Here is a 12,556-nt window from a genome sequence, read left to right as displayed (position 1 = left end):
TTAATAGGTGAATTCTGGAGATGCAAGTTATTTCCAGAATTCACCATGTAGCAAGAGCATCATAAAAGAGAAAAATCTTTTTCGATAGAATCTGTACTGAATTATGTTTTTTTATACTGTGTTTCAATAATCGTTTTCTATGCATTGATGGTTTCTTCTGCCACAGAAAAGAATATCCCTTCAGCTTACTTCTCGTAACTCAGAAAAAAACTGAATAACCCGCTGATGGCGGGTTTTTTATTACAATGTAGGGTTTTTTTGCATTATGTTCGACCATTTTCCAAAACCTGATGTAGCTTATCCACATAGAAATCGGGATTATTTTATTGCTGGCTTTACATTCTTTTGTGTAGCGGTAAGCTTGGTAATTGATGGAAGTGCGAGTATTCAAGTCCAAAACCTATTGGGTGCTATCGCTTGGATTTTTCTAATCGGATTATTAATTGGTGAGAATAAAGAAATAAGAATGCAAGTTATTATTGCGGTAGCATTTGCTACTGCAGGAGAACATTTTGCATCCATTTATATGGAAGGATACACCTATCGATTTGGAAATGTACCGTATTATGTACCTCCAGGGCATGGAATGGTTTATCTGACAGCTGTTAAACTTGCACGCTCAAGATTTTTCTTAATGAATGCAAAAAAATTGGCTTTCTTTGTGATAGCGGTTGGCGGCTTATGGTCGCTGTGGGGTATCAGTGGAATACCTGAACAAGGAGATCAAGTAGGTGCATTTTTGTTTTGTATATTTGTAGTTTGTATTTTTAAGGGGCGATCACCGATGGTTTATCTTGGCGCTTTCTTTATTTGTACATGGTTGGAAATTATTGGCACGGCGGCCGGTACATGGAAATGGGCATCCATTGAACCGGTTTTTAATTGGACGCAAGGAAATCCACCTAGTGGTGTGGCTGCTTGGTACTGTTTGGTTGATGCAGTGGCTATTGGTTTTGCGCCAAAATTTCTAAATGGTTTGCAAAAAATGAATAACTGGTATAAAACAATTGCTCATTGAAGAAAGGTTTTTACGAATTACGAAGTAATAGATAAGACGTTGTTTTGTTAAATAACTGTGAGACGGAAGGAATATTTGTGACTGTTGTTCGTTTGCCAGATGGTTCTGAGCGCATTTTTGATCAGTCTGTAAGCGTTATGGATGTGGCTTCAGCAATTGGATCCGGTTTAGCTCGTGCAGCGATAGCGGGGAAGATGAATGGTAAGTTGGTTGATGCTTACAGCCGAATTGACGGGAATTGTGAGCTTGCCATTGTTACGGAGAAAGATCCTGAAGGATTAGAAATTATTCGACATTCTTGCGCTCACTTACTTGCTCACGCGGTCAAGGAGTTATTTCCCGATGCGCAAGTTACCATTGGACCCGTAATTGATGATGGGTTTTATTATGATTTTTCTTATAAGCGTGCATTTACTCCTGAAGATTTGATTGCTATTGAGAAACGTATGCTTGAAATCAGCAAACGAGATTTAAAGATAGAACGAAAAGTATTGGAGCGTTCTGATGCGATTGATTTCTTTAAACAGCAAGGAGAGCACTACAAAGCACAGATTATTGAATCCATACCAGGTGATGAGGATTTGTCGCTTTATTCTCAAGGTAATTTTACGGATCTCTGTCGAGGGCCGCACGTTCCTACGACTTCAAAGATAAAAGTTTTTAAACTTATGAAAGTGGCAGGAGCTTATTGGCGAGGTGATTCCAATAATGAAATGCTGCAGCGTATTTATGGGACAGCCTGGACAAATAAGGATGACCAGAAAGACTATTTACATCGTTTAGAAGAGGCGGAAAAGCGAGACCATCGGAGACTTGGAAAACAGCTTGATCTGTTTCATGTGCAAGATGAAGCGCCGGGTATGGTATTTTGGCATCCGAAAGGGTGGACACTATGGCAGCAAATTGAACAATATATGAGAAGTATATTGAATCAAAATGGCTATCAGGAAATACGAACACCGCAAATACTAGATAAAAATTTATGGGTACGCTCTGGGCATTGGGAAAATTTTCGTGAAAATATGTTTACCACGAATTCGGATGAACGGGATTTTGCCATAAAACCAATGAACTGCCCGGGTCATGTTCAAATATTTAATCAAGGTTTGCGAAGCTACCGGGAGCTACCGATAAGATTGGCTGAATTTGGCTCATGCCATCGGAATGAAGCATCAGGCGCACTACATGGTATTATGCGGGTGCGTGCATTTACACAAGATGATGCGCATATCTTCTGTACAGAAGATCAAATACAGGGTGAAGTTGTAAGATTCATTGATTTGCTAAAATCTGTTTATGCTGATTTTGGTTTTAAAGAGCTTTTGGTTAAGCTTTCAACGCGTCCACAAAAGCGCGTGGGATCAGAAGCGCAGTGGGATAAATCGGAAGCGGCACTTGAGGCTGCTGTAAACGAGGCTAAGCTTGAATGGGAGTTGCAGCCTGGCGAGGGTGCATTTTATGGTCCCAAAATTGAATTTTCTTTGAAGGATTGTATTGGGCGTGTATGGCAATGCGGTACATTGCAATTGGACTTTTCTATGCCAGACCGTTTAGGTGCGGAATATGTGGCAGAAGATAATTCGCGCCAAGTACCAGTGATGCTACATAGAGCTATTTTGGGGTCTTTGGAGAGATTTATTGGCATACTGATAGAAAACTATGCAGGCGCGTTTCCGTTATGGTTGTCACCTGAGCAAGTTGTTGTATTAAATATTTCTCGGGGACAGGCTGATTATGCTCAAGAAGTAGCTACTCAACTGAAGTATCATGGAATTAGAGTTGGGTTAGACTTGAGAAATGAAAAAATAACCTATAAAATCCGCGAGCATAGTTTACAGAAACTTCCTTATCAGGCTATTGTTGGAGATGAAGAAGTGCGAACAAATAAAGTTGCTGTTCGTAATCGTGCAGGCGAGGATCTCGGTCAAATGACATTACAGGCCTTCATAGAGCATCTTAAAGAAGAACTTTCCTCGAAAGTATAAATTTTCTGTTTCTTCAGGGTTCAACTCTCTGCTTCTTGTGAAGGGAGGTTGATAGAGAATCAGCAGCTTGAAGAGTGCTTTTAATACCTCGCTGCTGAGTGGGGTGCTTTATTAAACTAAACTTAGGGGATTTACCATAGCTCAGGAAAAAACAGCACGCGTCAACCAAGAGATAGACGTGCCAGAAGTACGCTTGATTGGTGTGAATGGGGAGCAAGTAGGTATCGTTGCGCTTGCTGATGCAAATGCATTAGCAGATGAAGCAGGAGTTGATTTGGTTGAGATCGCGCCGACAGCGCAGCCTCCTGTTTGTCGCTTGATGGATTATGGTAAGTTTCGCTATCAGGAAAGCAAGAAAAAACATGATGCGAAGCTGAAACAGAAACAAGTTCAGATTAAAGAAATTAAATTTAGACCGAATACGGATGAAGGCGATTACAATATAAAGTTGAGAAATTTAACTAATTTCCTTAATGAAGGAGATAAAGTTAAAGTGACGTTACGTTTTAGAGGGCGAGAAATGGCGCATCAGGAGTTTGGTATGCGTTTATTGGAGCGTGTGAAAGATGACTTAGAGTCATTTGCTGTGGTGGAACAGTTTCCTAAAATGGAAGGTCGGCAAATGGTTATGGTGTTGTCGCCCAAGAAAAAAGAACCTAAAGTAAAGACGGAAACTTCGATCGTAGTATCGTAGTTTTTGTCTTAGTAATTTCTGTTGTAAATGTGGTGAAATAATAAGTGATCACTAGGTTGGAGAAGTTTTTCAATAATGAAAACACCTAGTTTCATGTTAAATAGGGAGTATTTATGCCAAAAATGAAAACCAAGAGCGGTGCGGCGAAACGCTTCAAGTTCCGAGCAAACGGAAGTATTAAACGCTCACAAGCTTTTAAGCGTCATATCTTGACAAAAAAGACAACCAAAAATAAGCGTCAATTACGAGGTGTGGTTAGTGTTCATTCCACGAATGTAACCTCAGTGCGCGCTATGATGCCGTACGCATAAAGGAGAACGATCATGCCAAGAGTTAAACGTGGTGTAACCGCTCATGCGCGGCACAAGAAGATATTAGATCTGGCTAAAGGATACCGTGGACGTCGTAAGAACGTCTATCGTATCGCTAAGCAAGCTGTTATGAAGGCTGGTCAATATGCCTATAGAGATCGCCGCCAACGTAAAAGACAATTTCGAGCCTTATGGATTGCACGTATCAATGCAGCTGCTCGCGAATGTGGTTTGTCGTATAGCGTATTTATGAATGGTCTTAAAAAGGCAAGTATCGAAGTAGATAGAAAGGTATTGGCTGATTTAGCTGTATTTGATAAGAAAGCTTTTGAGAGTATTGCGGAGCAAGCAAAAGCCAGTCTGGCTACATAATTAGCTGTAATGAAAAAATATCGGGAGGTCGGGGTATAAAGCCTGAGCCTCCCTTTTTCTTGTTAAATGTAATGATCGTAATTCTGCTCGTTAACGCTAGCTATTGAGTTTACATGAAAAACCTGGAAGAAATAATTAGTGAAGCAACCGACTTGCTGGAGGGTGTTGAAGATCCTATTGAGTTAGAAAATGTCAAAGCGCGCTATCTTGGTAAAGGCGGTGTGCTGACAGAATTACTCAAAGGATTGGGAAAGCTTTCGGCTGAAGAGCGTCCTGCTATGGGTAGTCGGATAAACCAAGCAAAAGATCAATTAGAGGCAACGCTTAAGACTCGGCGAAATATGTTACAAGCAAAAGAGTTAGAAGCTAAATTGACTGAGGAAGCATTGGATGTCACTTTACCTGGCAGAGGATTGAAAGTGAGTGGTTTACATCCAGTAACACGAACTTTACAGCGTATTGAAACATTATTTCATTCAATAGGTTTTAATGTGGCTTCAGGTCCTGAAGTGGAAACTGATTTTTATAATTTTACTGCGCTGAATATTCCAGAGAATCATCCTGCGCGCGCAATGCATGATACGTTCTATATTGATAATGGGAATTTGCTGCGTACACACACATCGCCAGTCCAGATTCATTATATGCAAAATAATGAGCCCCCGATCAAAGTAATTGCACCCGGACGTGTCTATCGTTGCGATTCTGATGTGACGCATACGCCAATGTTTCATCAGGTTGAAGGGCTATGGATTGATGAGAATGCCAATTTTGCTGCATTAAAAGGTGTTTTGGCGGATTTCATGGCGCGTTTCTTTGAGCGTGCCGATTTGCCTGTAAGATTCCGACCATCCTTTTTTCCATTTACTGAACCTTCCGCTGAGATGGATATTGGTTGCGTGATGTGTGACGGAAAGGGGTGTCGTGTTTGTAGTCATACCGGTTGGCTAGAAGTGCTGGGCTGTGGAATGGTTCATCCTAATGTTTTAAAGCATGTTGCAATTGATAGTGAACGATATATTGGATTTGCTTTTGGTATGGGCGTGGAACGCTTGGCCATGCTTCGATACGGCGTCAATGATTTAAGGTTATTTTTTGAAAATGATTTGCGTTTTCTTAAACAATTTAATTAACTCTGGTTAACTTACTTATCTGTTGTAATTCATAGTAGATTCACATGAAATTTTCTGAAAACTGGCTACGTACCTTTGTTAATCCACCTTGCTCAAGTAATGAACTGGCACATGCGCTAACCATGGCGGGGATTGAAGTTGAAAGTATCCAGCCGGTAGCGGCAATCTTTGATAAAGTGGTTGTGGCTGAGGTTCTTTCGGTCGAGAAACATCCTACCGCAGATCGGCTGAAAGTCTGCAGTGTCAAGACAGGAAAAGCCGAAACAGACTTGCTGCAGATTGTCTGTGGTGCACCTAATGTCAGCGCTGGTGTAAAAATACCTTGTGCACTGATTGGAGCAACATTACCGGGTTTTACGATCAAAAAAACGAAGCTGCGCGGCATTGATTCTGCCGGTATGTTGTGCTCTGCTAAGGAATTGGGTATTACTGATGCGGCGGACGGCTTATTATTGCTTCCTGAGGATGCCGCGGTAGGCGCAGATTTTCGTAGTTACTACGGGCTTGACGATAATATTTTTACGCTGAGTCTGACGCCCAATCGCGCTGACTGTCTTGGTGTGTCGGGTGTGGCGCGTGAGGTAGCTGCTGTCACAGCTGCCGAGTTAACCTTGCTGGCGATAGATCCAGTTCCCGGAGAAATTGAAGATACACTGGATGTGAACGTGATGGCTCCTGCAGCCTGTCCTCTGTATTGTGGCCGAATAATGCGTGGCGTCAATCTCGATGTATTAACGCCACTATGGATAACGCAGCGGTTGGAGCGTAGCGAAATACGATCTATCAATCCAATTGTTGATATCACTAACTATGTACTGCTGGAAACGGGGCAGCCCATGCATGCTTTTGATGTGGCCAAGATCACGGGGGGCATTCAGGTTCGCTACGCACAGCCACATGAAAAGATACAATTGTTGAACGATAGTCAAATAAACCTAAATCCGGACATATTGTTGATCGCCGATGCACATAGACCGCTCGCACTAGCCGGTATCATGGGTGGACTGGACAGCGGTGTAACGTGCGGTACAACAGATATTTTTTTAGAAAGTGCATTTTTTAGTCCGAATGTGATCAGCGGCAAATCATTTCATCTTGGATTCAGTTCCGATTCTGCTTATCGCTTTGAGCGTGGTGTAGACTTTGCTGCGACCAGAAATGCGTTGGAACGTGCTACTTACCTGATACAAACTATCTGTGGCGGTAAAGCAGGGCCTGTGACCGAGGTGAAACATGCATTGCCGCAAAGATCTTCTGTAAATGTACGGGTTGATCGAGTAAAGCGAGTATTGGGCATTGATATGACCAAACAACAAATCAGTGACTACTTTAAACGCCTGGGATTTGAGTTCTCGATGAAAGAGAATATTCTTAATGTCGTACCGCCGAGTTATCGTTTTGATTTAGTGATTGAAGAAGACTTTATAGAAGAGCTGGCACGTATTTATGGATATGATCACATACCTATCCATTTCCCGCGCGCTGATATGGCGATGCTGCCGATATCGGAAACCAAGCATTCCACGGCAGAGATAAAGCAGTTACTCATTGTCCGTGATTATCAGGAAGTGATTAATTATGCGTTTGTAGATGCAGAATGGGAACTTGATTTTGTGGATAATGGCAAGGCGATTGCATTAAAGAATCCGATTGCGAGCCAGATGAGCGTGATGCGCAGTACATTGATTGGTGGCTTGATATCCAACTTGCAATTTAATTTAAATCGTAAGCAAACTAGGGTGCGTTTATTTGAAATGGGGTGTTGTTTTGTCAGGAGTGATGCAAGTGACTGTGAGCAGATAGAGAAACTTGCTGGGCTCTGTTATGGAGATATGGCGTTTGAGCAGTGGGATATGCCGGCCAGAAACGTTGATTTCTATGATGTCAAAGCAGATATAGAAGTTCTGTATAGAAATCAAAACGTTCAGTTCAAGAAATTTTCTCATCCGGCGCTGCATCCAGGAAAATCCGCACAAATCTGTATTGAAGACCAGCCAGTTGGATGGTTGGGAGAGTTGCATCCGCGCTGGCAGAAGAAATATGGTTTGCAAAAGAATGCAATATTATTTGAAGTGAGTTCAGAGAGTCTGATACCTAAATCATTACCCGTTGCTAAGGAAATTTCTAAATTCCCGCCGGTGCGGCGCGATATTGCGATAATCGTTGACAATGATGTCACGGTGCACTCATTGTTAGCCAGTATGTGCGCAGAAAAATCAACAATTGTAGCGGATATTTCATTGTTTGATATTTATCGCGGCAAGGGTGTGGAAAACACCAAAAAAAGTCTTGCATTCCGTGTGTTGTTACAAGATACTGAGAAAACATTGACCGATGAAGAAGCTGATTCTGCAGTAACAAACTTGATAAAAGTTTTGGAAAATAAATTTTGTGCAATATTACGTAACTGATGATCATTGAAGAATTGTATTAGTCGTATGAATCAGATTTATTCTTCGCAAGCCTAGTATATAAGATGAATGATTAATCAGTTTTTATTCAAAGTGCTACTGTTTAATGAATTTAGCTATAAGTGAATTAAAAGTTACAAAAATTGATGACTAAATGGAGTGAAGTATGGCGTTAACGAAAGCTGAATTAGCAGATTTATTATTTGAGAATGTAGGGCTTAATAAACGTGAAGCAAAGGACATGGTTGAGTCTTTTTATGAGGAAGTACGTAACGCTTTGCAAAATAACGAAGGTGTTAAACTCTCAGGATTTGGTAACTTTCAATTACGAGAAAAACCTCAGCGTCCTGGTAGAAATCCTAAAACAGGAGAAGAGATTCCTATTACCGCACGCCGCGTGGTTACATTTCATGCCAGCCAGAAACTAAAAACCTTGGTTGAAAAGAATTATCATGGAAAACAAAAAACCAAGTAATGTATCACTTCCAATCCCAGCAAAACGTTATTTTACAATTGGCGAGGTAGGCACTCTTTGTGGTGTTAAGCCGCATGTATTACGCTACTGGGAGCAGGAGTTTACACAATTAAAACCTGTTAAACGTCGCGGTAACCGACGTTATTATCAGCACCAAGAAGTATTGTTGATTCGACGTATTAGAGAACTGCTTTATGATCATGGGTTTACGATTAGTGGGGCACGTAACCGACTCGATCATAGTGAAGATAAATCAACGCATATAAAACCAACCGATATTAATATATCTCCTTCTATCGCAGATTTACACCACATTCGACGTGAGATTAAAAGTGTGATGTCACTACTTCTTTCCTAAAGGATATGTTTTTCAGCGTTAGTTTAGAAGTTAGAGCGTTTAATTTGTTATAATTTCCTGTTCGGGGCGTAGCGCAGCCTGGTAGCGTACTTGCATGGGGTGCAAGTGGTCGGAGGTTCAAATCCTCTCGCCCCGACCATTGGGTAGGCAACGCTCAATTTAAATAGAGTTGATACTGAGTTACTGTGCAGAAAGTATTTGTTTGACTATTCATTGATTATCATGGCCTTATAGAAATGCGCATATTACTTAGTAATGATGATGGATATTTTGCACCTGGTCTTGCATGCCTTGCTGAATTACTTTCTGAAGTTGCTGAAATCATTGTAGTTGCCCCAGAAAGGGATCGCAGTGGATCCAGCAATTCACTCACATTAGATCGTCCACTAAGCTTACATAAATCCCATAATGGTTTCTATTATGTCAATGGAACCCCCACGGATTGTGTGCATCTTGCTGTTACCGGTATGCTGGATGTTATGCCGGATATGATAATTTCTGGCGTGAATAGTGGCGCTAATATGGGCGATGACACGATTTATTCGGGTACGGTGGCTGCGGCTACAGAAGGCTTCTTACTGGGAATTCCTTCGTTAGCTGTTTCTTTAGTCGATGCATCCAGGGGAAATTTCGTGACAGCAGCCCGTGTTGCAGTTGATATGGTCAAGCGGTTCCGAGAAAATGAAATTCATGACCCAGTTTTATTAAATATCAATGTGCCGGATATTGCATATCAGCAACTAGAAGGGATTGAAGTTACCCGATTGGGCCGGCGCCATAAAGCAGAACCAGTCATTAAATCGCAAAGTCCGCGTGGTGAGAGTCTATATTGGGTTGGTGCAGCGGGTGCGGCACAGGATGCAGGTAAAGGTACAGATTTTTATGCTGCACAGCATAATCGGGTTTCGGTAACTCCATTACAGATTGACTTGACTCGATACGATCAATTGGACCTTATAACAAAGTGGCTTAATAATTAGGTGCTTGTTGTGTTTCAGTAATATAAAATTTTATGGATACTAATTGGTGAGTGTTCGTCATTCTGGAATTGGTATGACTTCGCAGCGTACACGGATGCGAATGATTGAGCGTTTACGCACATTGGGTATTGCTGATGAAGTGATTTTGTCTGTAATGAGTGCTGTTCCTCGTCATATTTTTGTTGAAGAGGCCCTAGCAAGTCGCGCTTATGAAGATGTTTCTTTGCCTATCAATTACGGGCAAACTATATCCAGTCCTTGGATTGTCGCGCGCATGAGTGAACTGTTGCGTGCTAATTCTGATTTAGGCAAAGTGCTGGAAATTGGGACCGGCTGCGGCTATCAGACAGCTATATTGGCACAAATTGCGCAGAAGGTTTATTCAATCGAACGTGTTGGGCCATTGTTAACGCGTACTCGAATTCGATTGCAGGAATTACAGATTAGAAATGTGCATATGAGACATGCTGACGGCCTGCGCGGACTAGCGGAAGCTGCGCCATTTGATGGTATTATCATGACAGCCGTAACGACGCATGTTCCTATTTTGTTGCTGGAACAATTAGTCGTGGGGGGTAGAATGGTGTTTCCCAAAGGAACTCAGAAACAGAATTTATGTATTATTGAACGAAATTCCCAAGGCTATACTGAAACCATATTGGAAGAAGTAAATTTTGTACCCCTATTATCTGGTGTCGTAAAAAAATAACGATACAGGGAATATTAAAATGATAAACAATCCAACTGAGCTAATAAAAATAGATATTGATGTCGGTAAATGCACTATCAAGGCAATTTTTCCTTTTAGGAGTCATTCAAATCAGTCGCAATCACTATCTTTGAAGTGTTATTTGTTGCTACTGGTAACCTGTTGTATATTGATTGGCTGTAGCACAACGCAGCCTCCGGTACCCGTGGTCGATCGTGCAAAAACTGATTCATCTGGATTAGCGAGTAAAGCAACCGGAGCAAATAATCTGGATAATCAGTTTTATATCGTACAGAAAGGGGACACGCTATACAGCATTGCGTTGAATCATGGCGTTGATTTCAAGAAATTAGCAGAATGGAATAACATTGTCGATCCCAAATCCATTAGACCAGGGCAGAAACTGAGCTTGTCTGCGTCAGCAGATGATGCGCGGCCTGTTTTATTTGCTTTGCCTCAGCAACCTATAGAAACAACGATAGAGCCAAACGAACAGCCGTTTTTGACGGTTCCTGAAGAAAGTGAGAATCGTGTCAGCAGTCATGTGAAAGCAAACCTGAAAACAAACCCTAAGGCACTTAAATTGCCATTCTCAGAACAGAATGCGGCGCAGCTAAGAAACCCAGTAAATGCAGCGTCTGCGGCACAGGTGCCTTTATCTTCTCGGCCAGTGGAAGTAGCGAAAAATAACAGGATTGAAGTGGCCCCTCAGCCAGAACTACAAAAATCTGCTGATAAAGCGGTTAATCAGTCTGATACTGAATGGATATGGCCGACAACGGGTAAGTTACTATCATCCTTTTCAAAAAATTCCAAAGGTGTGAAGATCTCCGGTCAAGCCGGGCAGCCGGTTCTGGCATCTGCTGCCGGTGAAGTAGTTTATAGTGGTCATGGGTTGCGTGGTTATGGGAACTTGATCATCATCAAACACAATAATACTTTCCTAAGTGCTTATGCGCATAATAGTAAGATATTGGTGAAAGAAGGAGAAGCTGTGACAAAAGGTCAAAAAATTGCAGAAATGGGCAATACTGATACAGATACAATACAACTGCATTTTGAGATACGGAAACATGGCAAACCAGTCGATCCGATGGAATACCTGCCTAATCAGTCGTGATAACAACTACTGCAGACTAGACTCCCACTTTCATATCGGTGTGCAATAAATTTAAACAAAGATTGCGTTTCTGAGGCAGTTTTTTTGACATAACCGATATCACTGATAATCAGCACACGATACTTGTCCAATCGGGTCATGGCGATCATCAGATCCAACTTTTCTTGGCTTGTTGCAAATACTGAACTAGAGCGCTCTGCATTTAATTAGAGCTTGCTCAATAAGTGTAACCATTTGATTGAAATGAGTAATAGCATATTTTCTGGTAAGATAATGCACGTAAGTATGTGAATTAACGCACGGAAACCGTGCATGTTGATTAACACCGTTTCGAGCTACAAATCATTCCCAAGCATCAAACTCGCTAGGTGGCTTTGATGACAATCCTCTCGCTGTATGCCCGTGGCTTATAAGCATAAGCCGCTACCACCCCGCGCTGATGGCAAACCTCGAAGAAAATTGCGCAAGAAACAAAAAGCCGCTGATATGGCTTCTCGCATGATCAAAAAAGGATCAATAAAAGTGACCTGGGAATCATTATTCGGAGCAGTTAAAAAAAGGTATAGGTCGAGCAAAAATAACGCACTGTAGAGTGTTTTGGCGGGGCGGTCATAACAAGATTGTAGATATGGTGATGAGAAAGCCTTGGATTTTCCCTTTCAAGATTTGCTGCTAGAGCTTACCTCCATAAGAATCGCAATCATGAATTAGCTCTCTTAATCAGTGATAAATTCAACGAAGTCTTTGGCTCATGCATTTTCCATAATTATAAGGAATGCCATAACGGAAATCCCTTAGGCATTGTTCCGAAAGGCCATTTTGTCGATTCAGTCGGGACAAACAATCCGAAAATTCAGGTGAATCTCGTTTTAAACCGAGTTTGTTACAATAATTGTGTCAATCGGCGTGCAAAACTTACCGGGATTTTGGGTAAATCGGCGTTGAAAAGTTTCCACCCAGGATTGTTAAATATCCGACATTTAGTCGGAG

Annotated in this window: 13 protein-coding genes and 1 tRNA gene; 13 read left to right on the top strand and 1 reads right to left on the bottom strand. The window is 41.6% G+C overall.

All coding sequences use genetic code 11. The features are described 5' to 3' along the window. Nucleotides 1-265: 265 nt before the first annotated feature. The 13 genes from C8R34_RS15235 (at nucleotide 266) to C8R34_RS15175 (ending at nucleotide 11,566) form a co-directional block, all read left to right on the top strand. Nucleotides 266-1,018, top strand: a complete 753-nt coding sequence (locus C8R34_RS15235; RefSeq protein WP_110342030.1) for a hypothetical protein — start codon at nucleotides 266-268, stop codon at nucleotides 1,016-1,018. A gap of 77 nt (nucleotides 1,019-1,095) precedes the next feature. Continuing rightward, nucleotides 1,096-3,003, top strand: coding sequence for a threonine--tRNA ligase (gene thrS / locus C8R34_RS15230; protein ID WP_110342028.1), 1,908 nt, complete (start codon nucleotides 1,096-1,098; stop codon nucleotides 3,001-3,003). 136 nt (nucleotides 3,004-3,139) lie between these two features. Then, nucleotides 3,140-3,697 carry a translation initiation factor IF-3 gene (gene infC / locus C8R34_RS15225; RefSeq protein WP_110342026.1) on the top strand — a complete coding sequence of 186 codons (558 nt, stop codon included), beginning with the start codon at nucleotides 3,140-3,142 and terminating at the stop codon, nucleotides 3,695-3,697. Nucleotides 3,698-3,810: 113 nt separating this feature from the next. Beyond that, entirely contained in the window at nucleotides 3,811-4,008 is a 198-nt protein-coding gene (gene rpmI, locus C8R34_RS15220) for a 50S ribosomal protein L35 (protein ID WP_110342024.1), read from the top strand. 12 nt (nucleotides 4,009-4,020) lie between these two features. Beyond that, entirely contained in the window at nucleotides 4,021-4,380 is a 360-nt protein-coding gene (gene rplT, locus C8R34_RS15215; protein WP_110342022.1) for a 50S ribosomal protein L20, read from the top strand. Between the two features lie 113 nt (nucleotides 4,381-4,493). Further along, entirely contained in the window at nucleotides 4,494-5,513 is a 1,020-nt protein-coding gene (gene pheS, locus C8R34_RS15210) for a phenylalanine--tRNA ligase subunit alpha (RefSeq protein ID WP_110342020.1), read from the top strand. Between the two features lie 44 nt (nucleotides 5,514-5,557). Beyond that, entirely contained in the window at nucleotides 5,558-7,924 is a 2,367-nt protein-coding gene (gene pheT / locus C8R34_RS15205) for a phenylalanine--tRNA ligase subunit beta (protein ID WP_110342018.1), read from the top strand. A 166-nt stretch (nucleotides 7,925-8,090) separates the two neighbouring features. After that, nucleotides 8,091-8,399, top strand: coding sequence for an integration host factor subunit alpha (locus C8R34_RS15200; protein ID WP_110342016.1), 309 nt, complete (start codon nucleotides 8,091-8,093; stop codon nucleotides 8,397-8,399). Continuing rightward, nucleotides 8,377-8,757, top strand: coding sequence for a MerR family transcriptional regulator (locus tag C8R34_RS15195; protein WP_110342014.1), 381 nt, complete (start codon nucleotides 8,377-8,379; stop codon nucleotides 8,755-8,757). The genes C8R34_RS15200 and C8R34_RS15195 overlap by 23 nt, the downstream gene beginning before the upstream one ends. Nucleotides 8,758-8,819: 62 nt before the next feature. Then, a tRNA-Pro gene (locus C8R34_RS15190) sits at nucleotides 8,820-8,896 on the top strand. 97 nt (nucleotides 8,897-8,993) lie between these two features. Further along, nucleotides 8,994-9,737 carry a 5'/3'-nucleotidase SurE gene (gene surE / locus C8R34_RS15185; protein WP_110342012.1) on the top strand — a complete coding sequence of 248 codons (744 nt, stop codon included), beginning with the start codon at nucleotides 8,994-8,996 and terminating at the stop codon, nucleotides 9,735-9,737. 46 nt (nucleotides 9,738-9,783) lie between these two features. Beyond that, nucleotides 9,784-10,446 (top strand): protein-L-isoaspartate(D-aspartate) O-methyltransferase, encoded by a 663-nt coding sequence (locus C8R34_RS15180; RefSeq protein ID WP_110342010.1) that lies wholly within the window; start codon nucleotides 9,784-9,786, stop codon nucleotides 10,444-10,446. Nucleotides 10,447-10,651: 205 nt separating this feature from the next. Next, on the top strand, nucleotides 10,652-11,566 hold the full coding sequence (locus C8R34_RS15175; RefSeq protein WP_258364534.1) for a peptidoglycan DD-metalloendopeptidase family protein: 915 nt from the start codon (nucleotides 10,652-10,654) through the stop codon (nucleotides 11,564-11,566). On the opposite strand, the gene C8R34_RS17455 is transcribed toward C8R34_RS15175, so the two are convergent. Continuing rightward, entirely contained in the window at nucleotides 11,557-11,706 is a 150-nt protein-coding gene (locus tag C8R34_RS17455) for an ATP-binding protein (RefSeq protein WP_375342133.1), read from the bottom strand. The genes C8R34_RS15175 and C8R34_RS17455 overlap by 10 nt on opposite strands. Between the last annotated feature and the right edge of the window lie 850 nt (nucleotides 11,707-12,556).

Source organism: Nitrosomonas sp. Nm84 (assembly GCF_003201565.1).
In the GTDB taxonomy this organism is placed as follows: Bacteria; Pseudomonadota; Gammaproteobacteria; order Burkholderiales; family Nitrosomonadaceae; genus Nitrosomonas.
Note: the sequence above shows the minus strand (reverse complement) of the source record. Positions and strands in the feature narration are given on the sequence as shown.

Excerpts from the sequence above, each read along its gene's own strand:
- pheT (WP_110342018.1), top strand. The coding sequence starts at position 5,558 with ATGAAATTTTCTGAAAACTGGCTACGTACCTTTGTTAATCCACCTTGC.
- rplT (WP_110342022.1), top strand. The coding sequence starts at position 4,021 with ATGCCAAGAGTTAAACGTGGTGTAACCGCTCATGCGCGGCACAAGAAG.
- C8R34_RS15235 (WP_110342030.1), top strand. The coding sequence starts at position 266 with ATGTTCGACCATTTTCCAAAACCTGATGTAGCTTATCCACATAGAAAT.
- C8R34_RS15195 (WP_110342014.1), top strand. The coding sequence starts at position 8,377 with ATGGAAAACAAAAAACCAAGTAATGTATCACTTCCAATCCCAGCAAAA.
- surE (WP_110342012.1), top strand. The coding sequence starts at position 8,994 with ATGCGCATATTACTTAGTAATGATGATGGATATTTTGCACCTGGTCTT.
- C8R34_RS15200 (WP_110342016.1), top strand. The coding sequence starts at position 8,091 with ATGGCGTTAACGAAAGCTGAATTAGCAGATTTATTATTTGAGAATGTA.
- pheS (WP_110342020.1), top strand. The coding sequence starts at position 4,494 with ATGAAAAACCTGGAAGAAATAATTAGTGAAGCAACCGACTTGCTGGAG.
- C8R34_RS17455 (WP_375342133.1), bottom strand. The coding sequence starts at position 11,706 with ATGACCCGATTGGACAAGTATCGTGTGCTGATTATCAGTGATATCGGT.
- rpmI (WP_110342024.1), top strand. The coding sequence starts at position 3,811 with ATGCCAAAAATGAAAACCAAGAGCGGTGCGGCGAAACGCTTCAAGTTC.